Source organism: Streptosporangium becharense (assembly GCF_014204985.1).
In the GTDB taxonomy this organism is placed as follows: Bacteria; Actinomycetota; Actinomycetes; order Streptosporangiales; family Streptosporangiaceae; genus Streptosporangium; species Streptosporangium becharense.
The window spans coordinates 6,669,324-6,693,599 of the sequence record NZ_JACHMP010000001.1 but is presented as its reverse complement, the minus strand read 5'-3'; the positions used below and the strand labels follow the sequence as shown (position 1 = coordinate 6,693,599).

Annotated in this window: 19 protein-coding genes; 7 read left to right on the top strand and 12 right to left on the bottom strand. The window is 73.1% G+C overall.

The window, feature by feature from the left end:
• Nucleotides 1-62: 62 nt before the first annotated feature.
• From meaB to F4562_RS29110, 5 genes are all read right to left on the bottom strand, one after another.
• Nucleotides 63-1,043 carry a methylmalonyl Co-A mutase-associated GTPase MeaB gene (gene meaB / locus F4562_RS29130; RefSeq protein WP_184548016.1) on the bottom strand — a complete coding sequence of 327 codons (981 nt, stop codon included), beginning with the start codon at nucleotides 1,041-1,043 and terminating at the stop codon, nucleotides 63-65.
• Nucleotides 1,027-3,219, bottom strand: a complete 2,193-nt coding sequence (gene scpA, locus F4562_RS29125; RefSeq protein ID WP_184548018.1) for a methylmalonyl-CoA mutase — start codon at nucleotides 3,217-3,219, stop codon at nucleotides 1,027-1,029. Before scpA ends, meaB begins: the two co-directional genes overlap by 17 nt.
• The gene (locus F4562_RS29120) at nucleotides 3,216-5,066 is read right to left on the bottom strand and encodes a methylmalonyl-CoA mutase family protein (protein ID WP_184548020.1); all 1,851 of its coding nucleotides are present in this window, start codon (nucleotides 5,064-5,066) and stop codon (nucleotides 3,216-3,218) included. Before F4562_RS29120 ends, scpA begins: the two co-directional genes overlap by 4 nt.
• Nucleotides 5,067-5,286: 220 nt before the next feature.
• The gene (locus tag F4562_RS36500; RefSeq protein WP_184548022.1) at nucleotides 5,287-6,054 is read right to left on the bottom strand and encodes a peptidoglycan recognition protein family protein; all 768 of its coding nucleotides are present in this window, start codon (nucleotides 6,052-6,054) and stop codon (nucleotides 5,287-5,289) included.
• A 308-nt stretch (nucleotides 6,055-6,362) separates the two neighbouring features.
• Nucleotides 6,363-6,791 carry a nuclear transport factor 2 family protein gene (locus F4562_RS29110; protein ID WP_184548024.1) on the bottom strand — a complete coding sequence of 143 codons (429 nt, stop codon included), beginning with the start codon at nucleotides 6,789-6,791 and terminating at the stop codon, nucleotides 6,363-6,365.
• Nucleotides 6,792-6,956: 165 nt separating this feature from the next.
• Between F4562_RS29110 and F4562_RS29105 the strand changes: the two genes are divergently transcribed.
• Nucleotides 6,957-8,057, top strand: a complete 1,101-nt coding sequence (locus F4562_RS29105; protein WP_221207866.1) for a DUF5925 domain-containing protein — start codon at nucleotides 6,957-6,959, stop codon at nucleotides 8,055-8,057.
• A gap of 80 nt (nucleotides 8,058-8,137) precedes the next feature.
• Here the strand turns inward: F4562_RS29105 and F4562_RS29100 are convergent, their stop codons facing one another.
• On the bottom strand, nucleotides 8,138-10,903 hold the full coding sequence (locus tag F4562_RS29100; protein WP_184548026.1) for a DUF7824 domain-containing protein: 2,766 nt from the start codon (nucleotides 10,901-10,903) through the stop codon (nucleotides 8,138-8,140).
• On the bottom strand, nucleotides 10,900-12,225 hold the full coding sequence (locus F4562_RS29095; RefSeq protein ID WP_184548028.1) for an SWIM zinc finger family protein: 1,326 nt from the start codon (nucleotides 12,223-12,225) through the stop codon (nucleotides 10,900-10,902). The genes F4562_RS29100 and F4562_RS29095 overlap by 4 nt, the downstream gene beginning before the upstream one ends.
• 1,081 nt (nucleotides 12,226-13,306) lie before the next feature.
• Between F4562_RS29095 and F4562_RS29090 the strand changes: the two genes are divergently transcribed.
• A complete protein-coding gene (locus tag F4562_RS29090; RefSeq protein ID WP_184548030.1) occupies nucleotides 13,307-13,669 on the top strand; it encodes a histone-like nucleoid-structuring protein Lsr2 in 363 nt (120 codons plus the stop codon).
• 166 nt (nucleotides 13,670-13,835) lie between these two features.
• On the opposite strand, the gene F4562_RS29085 is transcribed toward F4562_RS29090, so the two are convergent.
• Complete coding sequence (locus tag F4562_RS29085) at nucleotides 13,836-14,168, bottom strand: hypothetical protein (protein ID WP_184548032.1); 333 nt, start codon at nucleotides 14,166-14,168, stop codon at nucleotides 13,836-13,838.
• 566 nt (nucleotides 14,169-14,734) lie between these two features.
• Here F4562_RS29085 and F4562_RS29080 point away from each other — a divergent pair.
• Together F4562_RS29080 and F4562_RS29075 are read left to right on the top strand one after the other, a co-directional pair.
• Nucleotides 14,735-16,075, top strand: coding sequence for a lipopolysaccharide biosynthesis protein (locus tag F4562_RS29080; RefSeq protein WP_184548033.1), 1,341 nt, complete (start codon nucleotides 14,735-14,737; stop codon nucleotides 16,073-16,075).
• Nucleotides 16,076-16,333: 258 nt separating this feature from the next.
• The gene (locus F4562_RS29075; RefSeq protein ID WP_221207867.1) at nucleotides 16,334-17,515 is read left to right on the top strand and encodes a DegT/DnrJ/EryC1/StrS family aminotransferase; all 1,182 of its coding nucleotides are present in this window, start codon (nucleotides 16,334-16,336) and stop codon (nucleotides 17,513-17,515) included.
• Between the two features lie 44 nt (nucleotides 17,516-17,559).
• Here the strand turns inward: F4562_RS29075 and F4562_RS29070 are convergent, their stop codons facing one another.
• From F4562_RS29070 to F4562_RS29055, 4 genes are all read right to left on the bottom strand, one after another.
• Nucleotides 17,560-18,522 carry a sugar kinase gene (locus F4562_RS29070; protein ID WP_184548036.1) on the bottom strand — a complete coding sequence of 321 codons (963 nt, stop codon included), beginning with the start codon at nucleotides 18,520-18,522 and terminating at the stop codon, nucleotides 17,560-17,562.
• The gene (locus F4562_RS29065) at nucleotides 18,522-19,280 is read right to left on the bottom strand and encodes an SDR family NAD(P)-dependent oxidoreductase (protein ID WP_221207868.1); all 759 of its coding nucleotides are present in this window, start codon (nucleotides 19,278-19,280) and stop codon (nucleotides 18,522-18,524) included. The genes F4562_RS29070 and F4562_RS29065 overlap by 1 nt, the downstream gene beginning before the upstream one ends.
• Entirely contained in the window at nucleotides 19,277-20,161 is an 885-nt protein-coding gene (locus F4562_RS29060; protein ID WP_184548040.1) for a dihydrodipicolinate synthase family protein, read from the bottom strand. The genes F4562_RS29065 and F4562_RS29060 overlap by 4 nt, the downstream gene beginning before the upstream one ends.
• A 136-nt stretch (nucleotides 20,162-20,297) precedes the next feature.
• Nucleotides 20,298-21,554 (bottom strand): mandelate racemase/muconate lactonizing enzyme family protein, encoded by a 1,257-nt coding sequence (locus F4562_RS29055; protein ID WP_184548042.1) that lies wholly within the window; start codon nucleotides 21,552-21,554, stop codon nucleotides 20,298-20,300.
• 71 nt (nucleotides 21,555-21,625) lie between these two features.
• On the opposite strand from F4562_RS29055, the gene F4562_RS29050 reads away from it, so the two are divergent.
• From F4562_RS29050 to F4562_RS29040, 3 genes are read left to right on the top strand one after another with little or no spacing between them, the layout of a single operon-like run.
• Nucleotides 21,626-22,429: an IclR family transcriptional regulator gene (locus F4562_RS29050; RefSeq protein WP_184548044.1), complete on the top strand. Its 804-nt coding sequence runs from the start codon at nucleotides 21,626-21,628 to the stop codon at nucleotides 22,427-22,429.
• Entirely contained in the window at nucleotides 22,426-23,352 is a 927-nt protein-coding gene (locus tag F4562_RS29045; RefSeq protein WP_221207869.1) for a carbohydrate ABC transporter permease, read from the top strand. The genes F4562_RS29050 and F4562_RS29045 overlap by 4 nt, the downstream gene beginning before the upstream one ends.
• On the top strand, nucleotides 23,349-24,242 hold the full coding sequence (locus F4562_RS29040; RefSeq protein ID WP_184548046.1) for a carbohydrate ABC transporter permease: 894 nt from the start codon (nucleotides 23,349-23,351) through the stop codon (nucleotides 24,240-24,242). Before F4562_RS29045 ends, F4562_RS29040 begins: the two co-directional genes overlap by 4 nt.
• Nucleotides 24,243-24,276: the final 34 nt, after the last annotated feature.

The following is a 24,276-nucleotide window of genomic DNA, read 5'->3' as shown; positions in this document are numbered from 1 at the left end:
GAGGGGACGAGGAGGCGAACGGCGGGAAGGCGGGAAGGCGGGAAAGGCGGGCAGGGCGGCGCTCAGCGGGTGAAGGCGTCCAGCAGTCGCTCGGCCGCGAGGGACGGGGGGAGGGTCCCCTCCCGAACCTGGCGTTCCACCTCGGCGGTGATCGCGGCGACCCCGGGATGACCGCGGAAGCGCACCAGCAACCGATCGGTGATCATCTCCCAGGTCCAGCGGACCTGCTGGAGGCGGCGCCGCTCGGCGAGCTCACCGGAAGCCTCCAGGGTGTCACGGTGGCAGACGATCTGCCGCCAGAGCTCCTCAAGACCCTTCCCGGTCATCCCGCTGCAGGTCAGCACCGGCGGAGTGCGCTCGGCGCCCAGCAGGCGGAGCGCCCCGGCGAGCTCCCGGGCGGCCCTGCGGGCGTCCAGCTCGTGGGTGCTGCCCTCCGCCCCGTCGGCCTTGTTGATCGCGATCACGTCGGCCAGCTCCAGCACGCCCTTCTTGATGCCCTGGAGCTGGTCGCCGGTCCTGGCCAAGGTGAGCAGCAGGAAGGTGTCGACCATGTCGGCGACGGCCGTCTCGGACTGGCCCACCCCGACGGTCTCCACCAGCACCACGTCGTACCCCGCCGCCTCGACCACGACCATCGCCTCGCGGGTCGCCCTGGTGACGCCGCCCAGCGTGCCCGAGGTGGGCGAGGGCCGGATGAAGGCGCCCGGATCGACCGCCAGGCGGGCCATCCTGGTCTTGTCGCCCAGGATGCTGCCGCCGGTGCGGGTGGAGGACGGGTCGACGGCGAGCACCGCCACCCGGTGCCCCTCGCCGGTCAGCCGCACGCCGAGCGCGTCGATGAACGTCGACTTTCCCACGCCCGGCACCCCGGTGACACCGACCCTGCGGGCGGTTCCGGTGTAGGGGGTGAGTTCGGCCAGCAACCGCCGGGCCAGCTCCCGGTGGTCGGGCCGGGAGGACTCCACCAGCGTGATCGCCCGCGCGACCCACGCCCGGGAGCCCTCCTTCACGCCCCGGACGTAGTCGTCAAGCGTCCGCGTCATGGCCCAGCCGGGTGAGCAGGTCCGCCAGCAGCCCACGGGCGGCGTCGGCGATCACGGTGCCCGGGGGGAAGATCGCGCTCGCACCCGCGGCGCGCAACGCCTCGAAGTCCCCCGGCGGGATGACGCCGCCGACGACGATCATGATGTCACCGGCGTCCTGCTCCACGAGCGCCTCGCGGAGCGCGGGCACCAGCGTCAGGTGCCCGGCGGCCAGCGAGGAGACGCCGACCACGTGCACGTCCGCCTCCACAGCCTGGCGGGCGACCTCCTCCGGCGTCTGGAACAGCGGGCCGACGTCGACGTCGAAGCCCAGGTCGGCGAAGGCGGTGGCGATCACCTTCTGGCCCCGGTCGTGCCCGTCCTGCCCCATCTTGGCGACCAGGATCCGGGGGCGGCGGCCCTCCAGCCGCTCGAACTCGGCGCACGCCGCGCGGACCTCCTCCACGCCGGACCCGACCTCCTCGCGGTACACCCCGGTGATCGTACGGATCTGACCCGCGTGCCGCCCGAACACCCGCTCCAGCGCGTCGGAGATCTCCCCCACCGTGGCCTTGGCACGGGCGGCCTCGATCGCCAGCGCCAGCAGGTTGCCGTCGCCCGCCGCCCCCTTGGTCAGGGCCTCCAGTGCCTGGGTCACCAGCTCGGGGTCGCGCTCGGCGCGCAGGCGGCGGAGCTTGTCGAGCTGCTGCGCGCGGACGGCGGTGTTGTCGACCTTGAGCACCTCGATCGGCTCGTCGGCGTCGGGCCGGTACTTGTTGACGCCGATGACCGGCTGGCGTCCGGAGTCGATGCGCGCCTGGGTGCGGGCGGCGGCCTCCTCGATGCGGAGCTTGGGCAGCCCCGCGTCGATCGCCTTGGCCATGCCCCCGGCGGCCTCGACCTCCTCGATGTGCCCCCACGCCCGCCCGGCCAGCTCGTGGGTGAGCCGCTCCACATAGTAGGAGCCGCCCCAGGGGTCGATGACCCGGCAGGTGCCGGACTCCTGCTGGAGCAGCAGCTGGGTGTTGCGGGCGATCCGCGCGGAGAAGTCGGTGGGCAGGGCCAGCGCCTCGTCCAGGGCGTTGGTGTGCAGCGACTGGGTGTGCCCCTGGGTGGCGGCCATCGCCTCGACGCAGGTGCGCACCACGTTGTTGAAGACGTCCTGGGCGGTCAGCGACCAGCCGGAGGTCTGCGAGTGGGTCCGCAGGCTGAGCGACTTCGGGTTCTCGGCCCCGAACCCGGAGACCAGCCGGGCCCAGAGCAACCGGGCGGCGCGGAGCTTGGCGACCTCCATGAAGAAGTTCATGCCGATACACCAGAAGAACGACAGGCGCGGCGCGAACCGGTCGACGTCCAGGCCCGCTCCGACGCCGGCCCGCAGGTATTCCACCCCGTCGGCCAGGGTGTAGGCGAGCTCCAGGTCGCAGGTGGCCCCGGCTTCCTGGATGTGGTAGCCGGAGATCGAGATCGAGTTGAACTTCGGCATCTTCTCGCTGGTGTAGGCGAAGATGTCGGAGATGATCCGCATCGACGGCCCCGGCGGGTAGATGTAGGTGTTGCGGACCATGAACTCCTTGAGGATGTCGTTCTGGATGGTCCCGGCCAGCTGTTCGGGCGCCACCCCCTGCTCCTCGGCGGCCACGACGTAGAGCGCCAGCACCGGCAGCACCGCGCCGTTCATGGTCATCGACACGCTCATCCGGTCGAGGGGGATCCCGTCGAACAGCTGCCGCATGTCATAGATCGAGTCGATCGCCACACCCGCCATGCCGACGTCGCCGGCCACGCGCGGGTGGTCGGAGTCGTAGCCGCGGTGGGTGGCCAGGTCGAAGGCGACCGACAGGCCCTTCTGTCCCGCGGCCAGGTTGCGCCGGTAGAAGGCGTTGGACTCCTCCGCCGTGGAGAACCCGGCGTACTGCCGGATGGTCCACGGCTGGTTGACGTACATCGTCGGGTACGGCCCGCGCAGGAACGGCGCGGCTCCCGGGTAGGTCGACAGGAAGCCGAGCCCGTCGAGGTCGGCGGAGGTGTACAGCGGTTTGACCGCGATCCCCTCGGGCGTCTCCCACACCAGCTCCGCGGGGTCGTTCCCGGTGGCCTCGCGGACGGCGCGCGTCCACTCCCCCAGGTCCCGCCCCCCCGCCGCCGGGGTGCCGGGGCGGGGACCGAGTGCGATCTCGGAGAAGTCGGGAATCATCGGGTCACCCCCAGGTCGTCGAAGGTCGTCCGGAGCACGTCGAGCGCGTCGCACCCGGCGTAGAGGTTGGCGTCCACGCCTTCGAACTCTCCCTTCCCCGCCAGCCAGATCTTTCTCGCCCCCGCCTTCCTCAGCGCGGCGGCCACCGCCTCGGCGTGCTCGCCGTAGAACCGGTCGCTGGAGCACAGGCACGCGACCGGCGTGCCGGCGGCGGCGAACGCGGCGGAGATCCCGGCTGGATCGACGGCGGCCCCGCCGGACGCCCCGCCCGACGCCCCGCTCGACACGGTGGCGATGCCGCCCGCCTGGAACAGGTTGGCGGCGAACGACGCCCTGGCGGTGTGCGCGGCGGCCGGGCCGATGGTCGCCAGGAAGACCGACGGCCGGCGTTCCTGCGCGTCGGCCAGGTCGCGCAGCGCCTCGAAGTCCTGCGCGTAGTGGACGCCCCCGGCGCCGCTGCGGACGTCCCGGTCCTGCCCGGCCCCGCTGCGGACGTCCCCGGCGCGGAGGCTCCCCTCGCCCTCGCCGCCGGGGCGGGGCCGGCGGGTGAGCGGCCTCTCGTCGAGGTTCGGGAACTCGCTGACCCCGGTGATCGGGTCACGTCGCCGGGCGATGGCGGCCGAGCGCCGCTCCCAGGTCGCGGCGATCCGGCCGGCGACGAGCCCGGCGGCCGGGGCGGCGGTCATGCCCCCGGCGCGTTCGATCTCCTGGAACCACTCCCACGCCTTGGCCGCCAGCTCCTCGGTGAGCCGCTCGACGTACCAGGAACCGCCGGCCGGGTCGATCACCCGGGCGACGCCCGCCTCCTCGACGAGCAACGCGTGGGTGTTGCGCGCGATGCGGCGGGCGAAGGCGTCCGGCAGCCCGAGCCGGGTGTCGAAGGGCTGCACGGTGACCGCGTCGGCCCCGCCCGTCCCGGCGGCGAAGCAGGCGAGCGTGGTGCGGAGCATGTTCACCCACGGGTCACGGGCGGTCATCATGGCCGAGGAGGTCACCGCGTGCTGCCGCTGCCCCACGCCGGGCGCCTCGCCCACCCCGCACACCTCGGCGACGCGTGCCCAGAGCCTGCGGGCGGCGCGGAGCTTGGCGATGGTCAGGAACTGGTCGGCGGTCGCCGCGTAGCGGAACTCCAGCTGCCCGAACGCCTCCGCCGTGGTCAGGCCGGCGCCGGTCAGGACCCGCAGGGCGGCGACCCCCACTGCCAGGGAGCAGCCGAGCTCCTCGGCGTCGGCGCCGCCGGCGTCATGGTAGGGGGTGGCGTCGACGACGACCGCCCGCAGCCCGGGGAACTCCCCGGCGCAGCGCCGGGCCAGCTCGGCCGCCGTCGCGGGGTCGCCGAGCGCGTCGGCGCCCAGGGTGCCGGTGAGCGCCGTGACACCCCTGGCGGCGGCCAGCGCGAACAGCGTCCCGGCCGCCTCGCGGGTCCGCCCGCCGGCGTCCAGCGCGACCGAGATCAGCTCCAGGTGGACCCGTTCCAGGACGCGGGGCAGGTCCTCGGGCTCCAGGGGCAGCCACAGGGAGGTGACGCCGTTCTCCAGGTCGGTGAGAACCGCCTCGGGGTCGGGCGCCTCGTGGCGCTGCCGGACGTCCCAGCTCCCGCCCCGGGGGCGGGAGCCCCGGACGAAGGGAGCCGCCCCGGGAAGACCCGGATCTCCGGGCAGGTCCGACGCGTCGTAGAGCGGAGCGATCGTCACACCGTCGTATGTGGTGGAAGCCAGGGCTTCCTCGGGGGAGCCGGTCTCGACTCCGGACTTGCGCAGGACCCCGAGTGCCAGCTCCCGCCACCGTTCACGGGTGATCGGCGGGAACTCAGGGAGTGATCGAGGTTCCTCAGGCGGCACCGTCATGCACCGGATACTAGGCGCCACCGCCGGGTGAGCCCGGCCCGGGTCCCGTTCAGTGGTCGATCGAGGGGTGAACAGGGGGGCCGGTAGGGGCCGCACCCCGCGTCGGAGGCCCCGTGGAGGCACGCGGACGCACGACGAGACCCCGCGGACGCACGACGGCCGTCGCCGGCCTGCCCGGTGGCCGGCCCCGCCGGCCCGGAGGACGAGGACGGCGAGCCGGTCAGGTGACCGGCGCCTCCCAGGCGGCGTTCCAGGTGGCGCGGTCGACGGCGCCGGTCACGGGCAGGCCCTTCTCCCGCTGGAAGGTGCGGCAGACCTCGCGGGAACCGGGGCCGTAGAGGCCGTCGACGTCGATGTTCCAGCCGCGCTCGCGCATCCGCCGCTGCCAGGTGCGGACGTCCTCGCCGCTCATGAGCGGCGGGTACGCCAGCGTGCGGCCGGGGAAGGCCGGGGGCGGGTCGGCGGGTCCGCCTCCGCCGCCGGGACGGGGGGCACCCCGCCTCACCCACGCGTACAGGGCCTCGCCGGGGCAGCTGGTGGAGTAACCGTCGCGGTGGCCCTTGATCTCCCTGCCCGCGCCGCCCTTGTCCCGGAGGTATTCGACGGCGTCCAGGATGCCGTGCAGGAGGTCGTCGTTCGGTTGGGTCAGGCCGGACGAGCCGACGAGGCCCAGCACCGCGTAGTGGGCACTGTTGAGCCCGGACCCGTTGGCCGCCGGGACGCGGTTGGGACCGCGGCCCTCGAAGACCTTCCGGTGCGGACAGACCAGCATGGAGTAGCCGACGTCCATCCACCCGTTGCCGTCCATGTGGTGGTTCTGGATCGATCTCACCAGGGCCACGCACTTGTCGTGGTCGTTCACGATGTCGGGGCTGACCTGACCGCCGGTGTAGTGGACCTTCACCCCTCTGGTGGAGGTGAGGCGCCCGTAGGCGCCGCGCGGCGAGCGGGCGCCCCACTCGCGACGGGTGACAAGATCGATGGCCACGAGACTCTCCGCTGTCTGAGTGATAGGGGGCTACCGGAGCGTAATGGTTGACGCATCACCCTATGGCGTGGTTCGCCAACTGATCTACTGACAGACCGGAACGCACCGAAGCTCCAGATCTTCGCCGGGCGGTGGAACAGGCGTCCCCCTAACCGCCGGACCGCCCGCTAAACGCGCCGTGCGCGTCGCCCCCCGGCCGGCGGCCCGGCCTTGGCCACCCGGCCTCAACCACGCCGCCTCAAACACCCAGCCTCAGCCGCCTGGCTTCAGTCACCCGACCTCAGCCACCCGGCTTCAGTCCCGCGGCCTCACTCCAGCGGACCGGCGAAGACCACGATCTCGTCGATGTCGCCCCGGGGAGTGACGTGCACCACGTCCGTCCCCGACAGCAGGCCGCGGCCGTTGGCGTCCTCGTAGCGCCAGCCGAAGCGTGCCCACTCGTCCGGCGCATCCACCCGGGTCGTGCGCACCATCCGGGTCAGGCCCGTCGGGTGGCCCTGCACCACCTCGGTGATGAAGTCCTCGACGGCCTTGCGGCCGACGCCGCGGCCGAGCGGCCCCCAGAAGACGACGTCGGCGGCGAGGGCACGGCTCAGCAGTGTGGCCCGCTGCTCCGGGTCGGCCGTGTTGGCCGCCGCGATGAAGGCGTCGACGGCGTGGCTGTGGGCGTGGGAGCGGCCGGTGGAGGAGCCGGGGTCCGGGGAACCACCGGCGTGAGCGTGGAAGTCGTCCGTCACCCCGCGATAGTAGCCACTGGATACCGGCCCCGGCCCGGTGCCCCGACCCGCATGTGGAACGGTCCTCCCGTCCGGCTTTCCCGGCCGCGCCGTGGAGGTCGCGTCCGGCGGGCGGAGGGGCAAAACCCGTCGACCGGGGAAGCGGCATGGAGGATCATTACCGGCATGTCCGTAATCAAGGAGGTCCACTTCACTTCCGAGCCTCGTCCGGACGAGCTCCCGATGAACATCTGGCTCGACGACGGCGACTCGGCGGTCGACGTGATCGACGCGCTGGCGCTGTCGCCGTTCGCCACCGGATCCCAGCCCTGGTCCCGCACCGCGACCCTGGAACGGGTCCGCCCCGACGCCTCGCTGATCCCCGCCACCGGACAGGTCGTCCGGGTCGCGGCCGAAGACGGCCGGGAGGCGCGGCTGGTGTGCGGCGAGGGCTGGACCCTGCGCGTGATCCGCTACCGCAACCGCGCCGCCACGGTCATCGTGACGGCGGTCGACGAGGAGCTGGCCCGCTCGGTGATCGAGGAGGTCACCAAGGACGTCGAGGAGCCGGCCCCGGAGAACGACCACGTCGAGATGGGTTTCTGGTGGTACGGAGCCCACGGCAGCCGCCGCTCGGAGAAACCGATCACGGCCTCCCCGTGGCGGGAGGTGAGCGGCAACTACGCGGCGGCCCTGGAGTCCCCGCTGACCCGCCTGATGTCGATCACCCCCGCCGACGTGCACGGCAGGCTGATCCTGCTGCACGGCCCGCCGGGCACCGGTAAGACGACGCTGCTGCGGACGCTGGCCCACGAGTGGCGGTCGTGGTGCCAGGTCGACTGCGTACTCGACCCGGAACTGCTGTTCGGCTCGCCCGGTTACCTCATGGAGGTCGCGGTCGGCACGGACGACGACGACAAGAAGTGGCGCCTGCTGGTGCTGGAGGACTGTGACGAGCTGATCAGGGCCGGGGCCAAGGAGACGACCGGGCAGGGCCTGTCCCGGTTGCTCAATCTCACCGACGGACTGCTCGGCCAGGGCCGCGACGTGCTGGTCGCCATCACCACCAATGAGGACCTGGCGCGTCTGCATCCCGCGGTGGTACGGCCCGGCCGCTGTCTGGCCCAGATCGAGGTGGGCCGCCTCCCCTACGACGAGGCCGCCCGCTGGCTGGGCACCTCCGAGGGCGTCTCCCCCTCAGGCGCCACCCTCGCCGAGCTGTTCGCCCTGCGTGAGGGCGTCGTGGGTCTCACCACCGCCACCGAGAACACCGGCCTGTACCTGTGACGGAGCCGTCCGGCCGGGCCTACCTGTGACGGGGCCGTCCAGCCGGGCCGCCGTACCGGCGGACCGGCGCCCGGCGGCGGTCAGGGCCGCGCCAGCAGGTCGTGCAGGCGGCGGCACTCACGGGTGAACCGGCTCGATGACCGGCGCGCCGCCGCCGAAGCGAGCGCGGCGATCTCGCCGCGGGCCCCGGCCCGGCCGGCGACGGTGACGCCCAGGGCGACGAGGTCGGTCACACCGGGGGCCGGTCGCCCGCCCGGCTCCGGCAGCAGGTGGGGCAACGCCTCCCGGATCACCTCCCAGACCTCCCGGTGGGCGCCCCGCCGGGCCGCCTCCTCCAGCCCGGTCGTCGCGTGCGAGAGGCTCGCCGAGGTGTACTCGACGAGCAGGGTGAGCTGCCTGCCCAGCTCGGCGGCGGGCAGGTCGCCCCGGGCCGCCATCGACAGCAGGAGCCGCACGCCTTCGGCCTGGTCACGCCGGGCCAGGAAGAAGGCGAGCAGCAGCGCGAGGGGTTCACCCGCCGGGCCGTCGGACGCGGCGAGCCTCGCGACGTGGTCCGGGCGGACCTGGGGGCGTTCCCACGAGTGGAGCAGGTACGGGAGGTAGTGGGCGGCGACCACGTCGCGGTGCGAGGGCAGGAGGGCGGGCCACCAGTCGAGGTAGCCGCCGTGTTCTCCCCGGTCGCGGTCGGAGACCTCGCCCAGCAACCCGTCGAAGGTCAGCCCGGCCGGCTCCACGGTGAGCCGGGAGACGGGTCTCGCCCGGGAGGCCGCGCGCGGTTCCCGCTCGTCGGCGTAGTGCTCGATCATGCCCTCCGTGTACTTCCAGCGGACCGCCGCCTCCGGATCGACCGGCCCCTCCGCCAGCCGGCGCGCCGCGCGGCGGCCGGCCTCCGAGGTGAGCCTGCCGGCTCGGGCGACGACCTCGGGGTCCGCGGCCCTCGGCAGCCGGAGCAGCGCCTGCTGGAGGTCGGCGGCCGGTGGTTCGGCCCCGGCGGCCTCGACGGCCTCCAGCCGGGCCACGAGGTCGGCCGGGTCGAGGTGACCCGTGTCGTGGGTCGGCGTGGCGAGCAGGACCGGCGGGAGCGTGTCCGCCTTGAGCGCGGCGAGGACCTCGGCGTACCGGCGTAGCAGGAAACGGTGCGGCGGGGAGACCGCCTTCTCCCCGGGCAGCCGGTCGGGCACGGCGACGCCCCCGGCGAGTCCCATGACCCAGTTGAGGACGCTGTCACGCATCCCGGCGAGCAGGTCACCGAAGGACGGCCCCCCGCCGTCCGCGTCGCCGGCGCCGATCGCGGCATCGCGCCGCACCTCGCCGGGAGCGGAGACCGGGGGCTCGCCGACCGGTGGCCGGGAGTCCGTACCCCGGTGGACCAGCTCCGCCGCCATCGCGGCGAACCAGTCCTCGGCCCAGTACCAGTCCTCACGGGTGTGGAAGCCGGAGGGCCGGTGGGCCCGCCCGGAGAGCGCCGCGCACAGTGCCTCGCGGTCCTCTGCCGCGAACCGGACGAAACCCGCCAGCCAGATCTCCGCCGCCTGCCAGGTGGAGGCCCGGCCCATGCTCACGAACTCGGCGACCGTGCCGGGGAGAGGGGGGAACGGCGCCGGCGGCTCCGGCGCGGGGAGCTCCGGCGGGACGAACACCTCGGGTTCGGGCTCCGGTCCCACCTCTCCTCCGGTCACCTTGGCCAGCCGCCGTCCCAGGTCCGGCGGGAGCCCGGGGAGCGTCGCCCGCAGGGGCTCGGTACCGAGCGGGGAGAGGTGGGCGGCGTACTTGACGGCCACGCGCACCGCCCGCTCCTGCACGGCGTACGTCTCGTGGCCGAGTGCCGAGGCCAGGGCGGGGGCGAGCTCGTCGGCCCGTTCCGGCCGCTCCCGCAGGATCCGGTCCAGCCAGGTGAGCCCGGCCCGCACCAGCCCGCCTTCGGCGCGGAACAGCAGGCCGCAGAGCGCCTCGGCCACGTCGGCCGGGTCGAGCGGGGTGTCGGGGGAGTCGAGGCGGCGCAGGTGCCTCAGTGACAGGTCGGCGACCGGTCCCGGCGCCGTCGGCAGCAGACGCAGGTAGTCGCGGGCACGTGACCCCACCTCGGCGGAGGAGGGCCTGAGCAGTTCGTGGAGCCGGGCGAAGAACCTCAGCTCCCGGGCGTCTCCCCCGAGCAGGAAGCGGCGGACGCAGCCGTCCAGCAACATCTCGCGGGAGATCCTGCCCTCGCCGCTGAGCGTGGCCAGCGCGCCGAGCCACGAGCCGGCGCGCGGCGGATTGCTCCGCTCCTCACGCAGGGCCAGGCCGACGCCCTGTGCCTCGAAGATCCTCGGCAGCAGCACGTCGAGGAGCGGATCCTCACGGAGCCGGCGCACGCCGGGGGGTGTGGAGACCCAGCCCACCACGAGTGGGTCGTGTTCGGGCGGCGTCACCCCGGTACGGCGGAGCAGGGCCAGGGCCAGCGGCAGCCCCGGGGAGCGCCGGTCGCGGATCCGGAGCACGAGCCGGGTGACCAGGTCGGCCTGCCAGTGCGGTTCCCGCGCAGAGATCACCGTGACGAGCGCCTCGGTGTCACCGGGCGTCTCCCCCTCGAAAGGCGCGAAGTCACGCCGGCCGACCCAGGCCGCCACGGCGGCCGCACCGCCGAGCGAACCCGCGCCGGCCACCCGCATGGGTTCGGCCCAGTCGCCCACCCCCCTCTCCCAGGGGGAGGACGCGGCGTGCCTGCGGCGCAACAGCTTGAGGTATCCGGGAAGCTCCCGGGCGACTTCCTTCCGCCCGGTGTCGTCGAGCACGGCCATCCGAGCCGTCAGGCGGTCGATGTCGCGGGTGGTGATGAGAGCACGCACCTCGTCCCAGACGCTCATCGGGCGTTCTCCCGGGTGAGGATCCTGGCGGCGAGCACGTGCTTGCAGGGGCCTCTCGAACCGCGGTGGTCGTACCACCACGGGCAGGTGCACGAGCCGTCCGCCAGCCGGACGAGGCGGACGCCGCCGCCGGTGGTGACCTCCGCGGAGTCGGGGCCGGTCATCCGGACGGCGCCCGCGGTGACCAGGGTGCGGGCGGAGGTGAGCCTGGGGTTCAGCGCGGCCACGTGGTCGCGGTCGTAGGGCAGCTCGCGGTGGAAGTGGGCGGCCTCGGCGAGGTCGTAGCCGACCCGGCCGGCCGTGCCGAGCTGGGTGAGCGCGGCCCGGACCCGCTGCGGGGAGAGCCCGGAGCGCTCGGCGAGCACGCCGAGTTCCAGGGTGGGCTCGAAGTCGAGCAACACACCGACCAGGTCGGCGTCCTCGGCCACCCGGTCGCCGGACAGGTCGTCGAGGACGGCTCCCTCCCCGGAGAAACCGCGCCAGGTCTGCGGGGACAGGACGAGGGTGTAGCGCATGCCGGGCAGCTCCAGCTCCCAGGCGCAGGCTCCGGAGCCGTCCGCCGGCCCGTAGACGCGCAGTGCCTTCGCGAAGCGGAGCAGCGGCATCATCGTCGCCAGCCGCCCGACCCCGGCGAGGTGGACGGCGCCCGGCAGGGCCTGCTCCGACAGCCGCAGCTCCTGCCCTGCGGGGACGGCCCACACCTCGGCGGCGGCTCTCCTGGGCAGCCCGCGCAGGAACCGGACGGCCTGCGGCCCGGCCAGCTCGGCGCGCAGGTCGAACCCGGCGGCGATCACCTGGACCTCGGCGAAGCCGCGCAGCCACCGGCTGGGCAGCGGCACCTTCTTCTCCACCACCGCGCCGTCGAGAGTGGTCACGGTGAGTTCGTCGGGGCCGACCCCGACGTGCAGCGGGTCGCGTCCGCCGACTCTGGCCAGCGCCTCACGGAGCGGGTTGTTGACATCCACGTTCGTGGTGCCCCGGTCGAACACCTCACCGTCGAGGGCGGGGCCCAGCACGTCCAGCCGGGAGTAGACGCCGCCGCAGGCGGAGAACGACTCGAACCGGAGCCGGTCGCCGCCACAGGTCACGACGGGGTCACGGGTGAATCCGGGCTGCGGCCGGTGGTAGCGCGCCAGCGCGACATCGGCGACGGCCAGCAGCCCCGCCGCCGCGGGAGCGGCCTGGATGAGCAGGCCGCTGAAGAACCGCGGGTGGTCGAGGAAGCCGGTGGACGTCCGGCCGCCGGAGGTGGACAGCCCGAGACGGCCGCCGGAGAGGGTGGAGGGGCCTGCGTAGGCGTACGCCTGCACTGCACTTGTCATGCGCCGGACGGTAGGGATCACTACCGACAAAACGCGGAACGCCGGCGGATCCGGCCGGCCGCCGCGCCGACGGCAGCCCCGGCGACCGGCGGCGTCTCTCCCCGCGTCCGCCGGACCCGCGCGGCGTATTCCACACCGGGTCTCCCGGCTCCGCACCGACAATTCCAAGAACACCGGTCGATCCGCGGCCCGGTGGAACGGGCCAATCATCGGCGGCCCCCGCGCAAAGAACCGCCGGAACATAGTGCCCGCACAATACAGGACGATCGTAATCGCCGGTGCGGCGAGACGGGACTTGCTCGCCCCGGGGTACGTCGAGGCGCCCCGGGATGACCGCCCCGCTGCGCGCCGAGGGCTCCCCCCGAAGGCCGGCGGCCCACCGCACGGACAAAGCCGAGACCCGGCGGAGCACATTTTGGACCATGGTCACGTCATTTGTCACCCGGAATGCCGGGACGCGTTCCTGGACGGAAGCCGGAACGTGTGAATTACGCGGGGACCCGCGGCCCGGCGTGGGCGGCGACCGCGGGTGGCGTCGCGGGGCACCGCCCGGACCGGGCAGCCGCCCACCGACCGGCCTCCGCCGGTCACCATCACCTCACCTGCGGAAAAGCCGTCTCCTGTCACCGGAAGGCCGCCGGCCGGGGGGAGGTGACCGAGCCGTGCCCGGCCAGCGGACGGCTGCGCGGCGGACACGGGCGATCCCGGACCGCGGGGGCCGATTTTCTCCGCGGTGCGCGGAATCCACCTGAAGGTCATGAAACTCCAAAGCGTCCGCCCGCCATCGTCCGGAAAACCCACCACGGGTATCACGGTCATCTCTGTGCACAAGACACGGGCCTCGTTCGACGACCCTTCGTTTTTAATCTCCGCAGACGGGAAGCAATTCCCAATGACAACGGGAGACATCGTCCCGGTCTTAAGCAATTCACCCGGAGGGTGGATCTCCGGCGGACGCGGGTTTCATGTGCGCGGCGGTGAAAGGAAGGGCTAGAGTTTTAGTCGCCGGGAGAAGACGTTGAAGCCGTCGTCGGCCGGTTCGCAGCCGCACACTCTGGCACCGCGATTAGGGAGCGACACAATGGCACGTCAGCAAGTCGTCACGTTCACCGACGACATCACCGGGAAGCAGGCGGACGAGACGGTCTCGTTCGGCCTCGACGGCACCAGCTACGAGATCGACCTGAGCGCGAAGAACGCCTCCAAGCTCCGTGAGGCGCTCCGGCCGTTCCAGTCCGCCGCCCGCAAGGCGGGTTCGGCGACATCCCGTAAGGGCAGGTCGAAGGGGGCCGCCAACCGGGAGCGCAGCGCGGAGATCCGGGCGTGGGCGAAAGCACACGGGATCGAGGTGAGCGAGCGCGGACGCATCGGCGGAAAGGTCGCGGCGGCCTTCGCGGCGGGCGACCCCAGCATGGCCAAGGCTGAGCCTGCGAAAACGCGGTAGGGGTCTGCGGGGGGCGGAGGCCCGGATCCCCACTCCCCGCCGGACGCCACGACACCGCAGCCGGCCGTGAGCACCACGGCGCCCCGTGGCGGGACCACGGCGCGGGTCCGGCCGGACGCGGCGCACGGCGGGGCCGCGCCACCGCGCGAGCGGCCCGGGACTCCGCTCATCGGGTGAACGCGGCCCAGGCGGCGCCGTACCCGAAGTCCTCGGGCTTGGCGTACCCGATGCCGACGTCACCGGCCGAACTCCAGTGTGCGCTTCCGTTCGCCCGCCCGGATGCGCAGGACCTCCTTCCCGGCCTTCCCGGCTTCCCTGCCCCGCTGTCGCCGGCCGTGACGGACTCCACCCGGCCGTCACCGTTCAGGTCGATCGGTTCGATCTCATGGTTTCCTTCTTTCCTCCCACCGCCCTCCCGGTCCAGCGGGATCGTCGTGGACGCGGCAGGACCCTCGCGGCCTCCGGTCAGGATCTCGCCGGCGTACGACTCCGACGCCATGACGTCGGAGGGATCCCCGGGGGATTCCCACGGGCCGCGCCAAACCCGTTCCGGAGGTGTTCCGTGCCCCGTGCGCGTCCGCCGCGGACCCGTTCCGGAGGTGTTCCGTGCCCCGTGCGCGTCCGCCGCGGACCCATACCGCATGATGGCGAGCCGCACGGTGGTGATCCGCATACCATGATGACTCCCCCCATATCCCGGGCACGGCTCACCTGAAACTGCGGCATCATGATTAACGTGCTGTTTCTCAGGTGTCCCCCACCGGCCGTCCGGTTTCCCCGCCGGAGACGGGATCCGGGAGCACATCCCCCAGCCGGGTTCCCGCACCCGTACGAACCGGTCGCGGAAGACGGCGGCCCGGCGTCCGGCGGACTCCCGGCCGGGCCCGCGTGGTGAACGAGGAGGACACCGGGCCACGAACGCCACCCGGAGGCGAGGACGGCCCGGCACACGCGGCACAGGCCCGGACGCGGGCGGGCATCGGCCTCGAGACAGCCGTCGGCAAGGCCGGCGCAAGCGCTCCGGCCGATGATGACGACACGACGCACGACGGAGGCGACCGGGCGATGAGCCAGACAGCGACCGAAGACCGGGCAACTGGCCTTGTGGCCCGCCTGCGCAGGGACCTGAGGAACCCGCTGTTCCTCCAGGGATACGCGCTGATGACCAACACGGCGATCACCGCCGTGCTCGGCCTCGGTTACTGGCTCCTCGCCACCCACCTCTACTCCCCCGCGGCGTTCGGCGAGGGGCAGGCCACCATCACCGCGATGCGGTTGTTCTCCTCCCTGACCGGTCTGGCGTTCACCGGCGCCCTGGCCAGGTTCATCCCGGTGGCCGGGCGGCGCACCGCCGAGTTCGTGCTGCGCGGTTACGCGATCGCCGGGGCGGCCGCCGTGGCGGCGACGCTCGGCTTCCTGCTGACCCTGCCGCTGTGGGGAGAGGCGTACGCGGGCCTGCGGGGGATCGGCCCGGGGCTGTTCTTCCTCGTCTCGGTGCTCGTCTGGACGATCTTCACCCTCCAGGACGTGACGCTGGCCGGGCTACGCCACGCCGTATGGGTGCCGGTCAACAGCCTGGCCTTCGGCCTGGTCAAGATGGCGATGCTCGTCGCGCTGGCCGCCGCACTGCCCGACGGCGGCCTCTTCGGCGGGATCTTCGTCTCGTGGATCGTGCCGACGGCCATGGCGCTGATCCCGATCAACTGGCTCATCTTCGGTGTCATCGTCCCCAAGCACGTCAAGAACACCGAGGAGAGCGCGACGAACCCGCCGCGCCTGCGCGAGGTCGGCCGCTTCCTGGCCGGGGACTTCCCCGGCGCGTTCTCCATCCTGCTGATCCTCTTCCTGGTGCCGGTCATGGTCGCGGCCTGGCTCAACGACCCGGCGACGTTCGGCTACTTCTCGATCGCGCACACGCTCGGCTCGATGCTCGGGCTGCTGGCGGCCAACATGGCGGTCTCGCTGACCGTCGAGGGCTCCTTCAACGCCGCCCAACTGGCGCAGAGTGTGCTCAACGCGCTGCGCCGCACGTTCCTGGTCCTCGTGCCGGTCGCCGCGGTGGTCATCATCGGGGCACCGCTGATCCTGGGGATCTACGGTCCCGGGTTCGCCGAGGCGGGCGTCCCGCTGCTGCGCCTGATGGCGCTGGCCGTGCTGCCCCAGGCGGTGATCGAGATCTCGCTCAGCATGCTGCGCGCCCGGAGCGAGGCCCGCAAGCTGGCGATCGTCCAGATCGGCCTGGCGGTGCTGGTCCTCGGTTCCATCGTGGTGATCTTCCCGTTCACCGGCATCGCCGGGGTGGGTTACGCGATGCTCGGCAGCCAGTCCCTGGTCGCGCTATTGCTCCTGCCGGAGATCCGCAAGGTCGTCAAGCAGGGCAGGGCGTCCGAGAAGGCCGCCGGGTAACCGCCGGCCACCTCGCGGCGGCTCGCGGCGACCGCGTCGCCCGTCCCCCCGCACCCGCACCCGATCTCGCCGTTCACCGCCGCGTGTCACCGCCGGGTCACCGAGCCCGTCTCGCCACCCGGGTGAACACGCCTCCTGGATCATGGCGCCGCCGGGCCACCGTACGTGGCCCGGCGGCGCCGTTTCAACCGCCCATATCCCCTTGTGCTGTCATGTCGGGCTTGCCGTGACAACAACCGACGTGATAGACGATCTCCGGTGACTCCTGAGCACATTGTGGCGAACAGGACAGGTCGCTTCTGCCTCCCGCTGCCCTCCAACCGTCTGGGCCTGTATCTGGCTCTGCGGCACTGGTGCCATCCCGGGCAGCGGCTGCTGATGTCCCCCCTCTCCGCCGATGAGATCCTTTTCCTCGTGCTCGCCGCCGGGCTACGCCCGGTCATCGCACCGCTCCACCCCGACGACGGGAACATCGACGTCGACGGCGTCGACCTGGGCACGGTCGACGCCGTGCTCACCACCAACCTGTACGGCCTGCCGGACCGGGTCGCGGCGTTCGCCGGAAAGCTTCTGATCGAGGACGTCGCGCACGCGATCGAGACGACCGTCGACGGCAGGCCGCTGGGCACCTTCGGAGTGGCCGGGGTGTTCAGCCTGTCCAAACACGCGGGCGCCGGTTCCGGCGGCGTGCTCGCGGTCGAGCACCGGTCGGACCTGCGCGCACTGGAACGCGACCGGGACCGGCTGCTGGAGCCCGGCGCCTTCAGGAAAGAGGTCTACACCGTGCTGACCTCGGCGGCCCGGCACGCCGCGCTGCGCCTGAACATGGTCAGGCCCGCGCTGCGCGCGATGCGTGCCCTGGGGATGGAGGAGGAGCGCGAGGGCTACCGGATCGCCTCACGACCCCATGACCTGCTCACGGCGTTGAGCGACGCGCCGAGCCTGCCCCTGTTCGACTCCTGGGTCCGGGCGGACCTGCACGACTACCGCGCCAGACGCGGTCACCTGTCCCGCTGGTACCAGGCGCGGCGGCTGCGGGTGCTCCCCCGGCAGCGGTCGCGGCGGATCGCCGGGGTGGCGACGCTGGCCACACTGCCCACGGTCGCGCCGGGTGTCCGCGGCCATCTGGACCAGCCGTTGTTCCGGGTGCCGCTGCTGGTCTCCGGCCGGGACGCGGCCATCGCCGTGCTGGAGCGGCACGGGATCGCCACCGGCTACCTGTACGACCCGCCCTACGACCGCTACCTTCCCGACTTCACCGATCCCTCTCCGCGACCTGAGGTAGCCCAGTGGTGGGGGCGCCACGTGCTACCGGTCGACCCCCTGTACGCCTACCGTGCCATGCCGGTTCTCACCCGTCTCGCCCCGGCGCCCCCGCTGCCGCCGCGGCTCGCGACCTCACCGGCACCGCTCCCTCCGGCCGCCTCCGGAGCCGTCTAGGGCACCGGCGCGGGGCTCGCGCACCACGCCGGTACGCCCCGCGCTCAGCCCGTTCCCGCCGCCGTGACGCACCGGGCGAGCAGGGTACGGGCCTCGGCCGCCGGGGGCAGTCCGGCCGTGTCCCCGGGGGTCTCCACGACACGGGCGGCCAGCAGGGTGCCGACAGTGGCGGCGCCCTCGGGGGAGCCGCCCGACAGGCGTGCGGCGAGGTAGCCGCCGAGGAAGGCGTCGCCGGCTCCGACGGGGTCCCGGACGGTGCGGGCCGCGCTGGGCAGGTGGCGGGGGCTCCCGTCCGGGCCGGCGAACCAGACGCCGTCCGGGCCGCCCTTGAGCACCGTCTCCCCGGCGCCGGCCTCCCGCGCCGCGGCGAAGACCCGGCCGGGGTCGGTCTCACCGAGCAGCGCCTGCGACTCGTCCTGGCCGAGCACCAGCAACCCGGTGTACGGCAGCAGCGGACGCAGGTCGGGGACGGGCAGCGCGGGCCGCAGGTTCGGGTCGAGCACGACGAGGGCGCCGGTGGCCCGGCAGAGGGTCCTGACCAGTTCCGCGGGGCCCTCGCCCAGGGCGGCGGTGATGCCCGAGACGACGATCGCCCGGGGGGACGCGGCCAGGACCGCGGCGGCGTCGGAGGCGTCCATGGCGGAGGCCGCCGAGCCGTCGCGGTAGTAGTGCACCCGACGTGCCCCGTCGGCCCTGATCTCCTTGAAGAACACGCCCGTCCGGCGGGCGGGGTCGGTGCGCAGCAGGGAGGTGCCGATGCCGAGCGCTTCGGCCGCCCGGCGGACCCGCTCGCCGTGCGGGTCGGCGCCGACCCGCGAGGCGAAGGCCGCGGCCAGCCCGAGCCGGGCCACCGCCGCGCAGACGTTCAGCTCCGCGCCGGCCACGTGCACCTCGAACCGGTCGTCCGTGCCCAGGTCGGCCGCCTGCATCAGCACCATGGCCTCGCCGACGCCGACGACGTCGATCGCCGCGTCCACGTCCGGGTCCGGGGCCGTACCGGGGGACATCACAGGAACCTCGCCCGCAGGTCCGGGCGGAGGTAGGCGGCGGGCGAGGTGATGGACAGGCCGCCGTCGACGGGCAGCGTCACCCCGGTGACGAAGGCGGCCCCGGCCAGGAAGAGCACCGCCTCGGCGACGTCCTGCGGGGTGCCGGTGCGGCCGAGCGGGTAGCCCTCGGCGGCGTTCTCCAGGTGCTCACCGCCGATCATGCCGGGGGCCACGGTGTTGACGCGGATGCCCGCGGGACCGTACTCCAGCGCGATCTGGCGCATGAGCGCGTCCAGGCCGCCCTTGGCCGCGGCGTAGGCGGGCACGCCGGGGGCGGCGAGGAAGGAGTTGACGGAGCCGACGGCGACGACGGCGCCGCCGGGGACCATCCGGGGCAGACTCTCCCGGCACAGGTGGAAGGCCGCGTCGAGGGTGGCCCCGATCGCGGTCCGCCACTGCTCGTCGGTGGTGGCCGTCACCGGGGCCACGGGCATCGCGGCCGTGGCCGGCACCAGCACGTCGAGCCCGCCGAGCAGGTCCGCCGTCTCGGTGACCGCGGCCGCGGCCTCCTCGGGGCGAGCACAGTCGCGCACCAGGAACCGCCGGTAGGCGGGGTCGTCGCAGGGGGTGAGACCGACGCCGACGACCCGGTCGCCCCGCGCGGTGAACGCGGCGGCCACGGCCAGCCCGATCGGCGAGTTCCCCCCGGCCAGCAGCACGGCACGGCCACCCGGCCGGGGCCCGGAGGCCGCGGGCGGTCCGACCGGAGCGCTCACCACAGGCCCTGGAGCACGTCGTCGAGGAAGGCCAGGCTGCCCGCGTCGAGGGGGCGGGCCGGGGAGCGGACGGCGGCCGAGGCGATGAGGCCGCGGCGCACGAGGATCTCCTTGTGCACCGCCCAGGCGATGCCCGGCTGCATGCCGAAGCGGATCAGCGGGAGCAGGCGGGTGAAGGCGGCGAGGGCGTCCGCGCGGCGCCCGGCGGTCCAGTCGGCGAGCACCGGGGCGAGCAGGTCGGTGAATTCGCAGGCGGGCATGGTGCCGACGGCGCCACGTCCGTACTCCTCCAGGCAGAACAGCGCGTTCTGCCCGCCGAACACCGCGAAGTCACCGGCCACGCCGCCCACCACGGCGCCGACCTTGGGTGCGGTGGGCGGCGCCTCCACCTTCACCGAGGTGACGCCGCCGAGCTTGCTGAGCTCGACGATCAGGGACTCGGGCATGGCGACTCCGGTCGCACCGGGCGCGTCCTGCACCATGACGTCGATCCCGGACCGCTCGGCGACCTCGCCGTAGAAGTCGACGAGCTGCGCGCCGGTGGGCTTGACCAGGTAGGGAGGGAGCACCATGAGGGCGTCCGCGCCGCCGTCGGCCGCGGCGAGCGCCTGTTCCACCGCGGTGACCGTGCTGGTCGCCCCGACTCCCGCCACCACGGGCACGGCATCGCCCGCCGCGTCCCGCACCTCGGCGAGGATCCGCGCGCGGTCCTGGCCGGTCAGCGCGAAGCCCTCGCTGGCCATGCCGAAGATCGCGACGCCGTCGGCGCCGGAGGCGAGCTGCCACTCGGTCAGCCGCCGCAGGCTCGGCAGGTCGAGTTCGCCCTGCTCGGTGAAGGGCGTGGCGAGGATGGGGATCAATCCGGAGAGAACCAACTTCATGCCTCCTGACGAGAAGACGGACGGGAGATGCGGCGCGGGTGACGGGCCGACAGGCCCCGGAGGAAGGACGCGTTGGGCGGACACGGCGCGTGCGGGGCCGTCGGTGGCCGGCACGCGCTGGTTCCGGTCACGGCGGTCAGCCCGCCAGGGCCAGGACGGCGTCGAGGTCGACGTCGACGCCGAGGCCGGGACCGGTGGGGACGGGGAAGCCCTCGGGGCCGCCCGGGAGCGGCTCACGCAGGATCGCGCCCGCCACCTCACAGGTGGTGGGCTGGTATTCGAAGAAGGCCAGGTTGCCCAGGGCGGCGCTGACGTGCACACCCGCGGCCAGGGCGACGCCCAGGCCGGTGGAGTGGTGCGGGGCGACCGGCACGTGGTGGGCGGCGGCCAGCTCGGCCACCGACAGCAGCTCGGTGATGCCGGTGCGGGCCACGTCGGGCTGGGCGATGCCGAGCGCGCGGCGACCGAGCCAGTGGGCGAACTCGTAGCGGTTGCGCAGCGACTCCCCCACCGCGACGGGCAGTTCGGCGCGGCGGACGAGCTCGCGGTGGCCCTCGACGTCCTCGGGGGCGAGCGGCGCCTCCAGGAACAGCGCGCCGCGTTCGGCCAGCCCGCGGGCGAGCCGGACGGCCCGGGAGACGTCGTAGACCCAGTGCGCGTCGACCGCGACCTTCAGCCCGGAGGCGGCGACGGCGTCGACGGTGGCCAGGTCCTCCTCGACCCCGTGGCCGAGGTGGAGCTTGACCAGGGTGGCGCCCCGGGCGGCCCAGTCGCGGGCCAGCTCGGCCCGCTCGGCGTCGGTGGGCCGGGGCAGGCCGCTGACGTAGACGGGGACGGTGTCGCGGAAGGCGCCGCCGATCAGCTCGGCGACGGGGCGGCCGGTGATCCGGCCGGTCAGGTCCCACAGCGCGATGTCGACGGCGGCGAGCGCGTCGGCCTGGTGCCCGACGAGGTGGCCGCGCTCGCGCATGAGCCCGGAGAGCCGGTCCCAGAGCGGGCGTATCCGGGTGGGGTCCTGCCCGATGAGGACGGGGGCGAGCAGCCGCTCGACGATCGCGGCGGGCACCTCGGGTGCGACGGGCGCCAGCGCCTCCCCCCAGCCCACCGTGCCGTCGTCACAGGTGATGCGGACGAGCAGGGTCTCGAAACGAGCGGAGTAGAGGCTGCGCCAGGGCGGGCGGAGGAAGTACGCGGTGTCTTCAGTGTTCCCGCTGTTCCCGCTGTTCCCGCTGTTCCCGGTGGCCCCGGCGCTCCCCGAGGCCCCGCCGCCCCCGGCTTCCCCGGTGTCCGCGGCCGGCGTGCCCGGCGCCGTCCCCTGGCGGGCCCCCAGGTAGGCCTCCCGGTGAGTGACCTTCACCGGATAGGCGGCGACCTCGGTGATTTTCGGGTTCATGGGGGGTTGACGTCCTTGCAACATGTGCGTAACCATCCCACATACCGCAAATCAATTGCAATGGAGACAGGGTGGCTTCCGATCAGAGCAACAATCAGAGCGTGGAGCGGGCGATCTCCGTTCTACGCGCGTTCCTGACCGGCCGGCCCGAGCTGCGCGTGTCCGACGTCGCCAAGGCCACCGGGCTGGGCACGTCCACGGCCTCGCGACTGCTGGCCACACTGGAGACGCTGGAGTTCGTCGAGCGCGACCCGATCAGCGGCCTCTACCGGTTGGGCACCGCTCCGATCACGCTCGGCGGGGTCGCGCTCAACCAGAACCCGGTGCACCGCGAGGCCCGTCAGGTCGCGCAGGAACTCGCCGCCTCCGTCGGCCTGGGCGTCAACGTGGCGATCCGCCAGGGCGACTCGCTGTTCTACCTGCTGAACTTCGAGGGCCGGCTGGCACCCCGCCCGTTCGTGCTGACCGGGCAGCGCAAGCCGCTGTACGCCACGGGCATCGGCAAGTGCCTGCTGCTGGCCCTCAGCGGTGAGGAACGGCGGGCACTGGTGCCGGAGGAGACGATGCAGCCCTTCACCGCGCACACCATCACCACGCACGCCCGGCTGGACGAGGAGCTGGCGGCCGTGCTGAGCCGCGGTTACGCCAAGGAGGTCGAGGAGCTGGCCTTCGGCCGGGCGTGCGTCGCGGCGCCGATCCGCGACCGGTCCGGCGCGGTGGTGGCCGCGATCTCCATCTCCGGCCCGCTGTCGGCCATCGACCTGGCGACCCGGGAGGCCGAGCTGGCCAGCACCGTCATCGAGACCGCCGACTCGATCAGCATCGGGCTCGGCTACGTCGGCCCGGTCAGCGCGTTCGCGATGAGCGCGTCGTGAGCGCCGTGAACACCGCGGACGCCGCGGACGCCAGGCGCGCGGCGGGCGCCGGGCGGGGGCTCAGCAACGGGCAGTTCGCCTGGCTGCTCATGCTTCCCGGCCTCGCCCTGTTCGCCGCGATCATCGTCTACCCGTTGGTGTCGGCGCTGGCCACCGGCTTCTTCGAGCAGAGCCTCGTGCGGCCGGGCCGCACGTTCGTGGGCCTGGCCAACTTCGCCGACCTGCTCGGCGGCGACTTCTGGCCGGTGCTGCGCAACACCCTGGTCTTCACCGTCGGCGCCACCGTGGCGCCGTTCGTGATCGGTTACGCGCTGGCCCTGGCGCTCAACTCGGGCATCCGGGCCAGCGGTTTCCTGCGGGGCATCTTCCTGTTCCCCTGGGTCATCCCCGGTGTCGTGGTCTCCTTCCTCTGGCTGTGGATCTTCAACGCGAACTACGGCGTGCTCAACGCCGTGCTCCTGAAGCTCGGGCTGATCGAGGCGAGCGTCAGCTGGCTGGGCGAACCGACCATGGCCATGATCGCGGTGATCGTGACCAAGACGTGGGCCAGCTTCCCGTGGATGATGGTGATGCTGCTGGCCGGCCTGCAGACGATGCCCAAGGAACTGCACGAGGCCGCCTCCGTCGACGGCGCGGGCGCGATCCGCAGGTTCCGCTCGGTCACCGTGCCGCACATGAAGGGCATCGCCGGGATCGTGTTCCTGCTGGAGTTCATCTGGAACTTCCAGCACTTCGACACCATCTACGTGCTCACCGGCGGCGGTCCGGCCGGGGCCACCAAGACCTTCGCGGTCGCCGTCTACGACACCGCCTTCAAGGGCTTCGACCTGGGGCACGCCACCGCGCTCGGCGGCCTGTGGATGCTGCTGCTGCTCGTCCTGGTGGCGGTCTACCTGCGCCGGGAGACGAAGGAGAACGCATGAGCGTCACACTGCCGAGGTCCGCCTCGATGTCCCGCGGGGCCACGGGCAGGCGGTACCGCCGCCCGGACCGGACCCGCTCGCGGGTGGCCGCCTGGACCGCGGTGACCGTCATCGGCCTGTTCGGCATGCTGCCGGTCTACTGGCTGGTCGCCACCGCGTTCACCCCGGACGACCGGGCGTTCTCCTTCCCGCCGTCGCTGATCCCCACCGAGATCACCTTCGACCACTTCACCCGGCTGGCCGAGAACGAGCACCTGTTCCGCTACCTGGTCAACAGTGTGATCGTCTCGGTGGTCACCGCCGCGCTCAGCGTCGTCGTGTCGGCCTACATGGCGTACGCGTTCTCCAAGTTCCGCTACCGGGGCCGGCGCTCGCTGATGCACCTGGTGCTGGCCTCGCAGATGTTCCCGCAGGCGGTGCTGCTGATCACGCTGTACGCGGTGTTCAGCGCGACCGGCCTGCTGGGCGGCTACACCGCCCTGGTGCTGTCGTTCACCACCTTCACGCTTCCGCTGTGCGTCTGGATGCTCAAGGGCATCTTCGACACGGTGCCCGACTCGCTGATGGAGGCCGCCTCCATCGACGGGGCGTCCCGGTGGCGGACCCTGCACACGGTGGTGCTGCCGCTGGCCGGGCCCGGCATGGTCGCCGCCGGGCTGTTCGCCTTCGTCCGCGCCTGGAACGACTTCATCTTCGCCCTCACCCTCACCGACCCCGAACGGCAGACCCTCCCGCCCGGGCTGGTGCACACCTATCTCGGGGAGTTCCAAACCGCCTGGCCGGACCTGATGGCCGCCTCCCTCGTCGTCTCGCTCCCGGTCGTCGCCGCGTTCATGTTCCTGCAGCGGTACCTGGTCGGCGGGCTGACGGCGGGCGCGGTCAAGGGCTGACCTCCTCACCCCCCATGTCACCCCAAGGAGCGAC

Coding starts and splice junctions, on each gene's coding strand:
- meaB (WP_184548016.1), bottom strand. CDS start 1,043: ATGACGCGGACGCTTGACGACTACGTCCGGGGCGTGAAGGAGGGCTCC.
- scpA (WP_184548018.1), bottom strand. CDS start 3,219: ATGATTCCCGACTTCTCCGAGATCGCACTCGGTCCCCGCCCCGGCACC.
- F4562_RS29120 (WP_184548020.1), bottom strand. CDS start 5,066: ATGACGGTGCCGCCTGAGGAACCTCGATCACTCCCTGAGTTCCCGCCG.
- F4562_RS29105 (WP_221207866.1), top strand. CDS start 6,957: ATGTCCGTAATCAAGGAGGTCCACTTCACTTCCGAGCCTCGTCCGGAC.
- F4562_RS29100 (WP_184548026.1), bottom strand. CDS start 10,903: ATGAGCGTCTGGGACGAGGTGCGTGCTCTCATCACCACCCGCGACATC.
- F4562_RS29095 (WP_184548028.1), bottom strand. CDS start 12,225: ATGACAAGTGCAGTGCAGGCGTACGCCTACGCAGGCCCCTCCACCCTC.
- F4562_RS29090 (WP_184548030.1), top strand. CDS start 13,307: ATGGCACGTCAGCAAGTCGTCACGTTCACCGACGACATCACCGGGAAG.
- F4562_RS29085 (WP_184548032.1), bottom strand. CDS start 14,168: ATGGCGTCGGAGTCGTACGCCGGCGAGATCCTGACCGGAGGCCGCGAG.
- F4562_RS29080 (WP_184548033.1), top strand. CDS start 14,735: ATGAGCCAGACAGCGACCGAAGACCGGGCAACTGGCCTTGTGGCCCGC.
- F4562_RS29070 (WP_184548036.1), bottom strand. CDS start 18,522: ATGTCCCCCGGTACGGCCCCGGACCCGGACGTGGACGCGGCGATCGAC.
- F4562_RS29060 (WP_184548040.1), bottom strand. CDS start 20,161: ATGAAGTTGGTTCTCTCCGGATTGATCCCCATCCTCGCCACGCCCTTC.
- F4562_RS29055 (WP_184548042.1), bottom strand. CDS start 21,554: ATGAACCCGAAAATCACCGAGGTCGCCGCCTATCCGGTGAAGGTCACT.
- F4562_RS29040 (WP_184548046.1), top strand. CDS start 23,349: ATGAGCGTCACACTGCCGAGGTCCGCCTCGATGTCCCGCGGGGCCACG.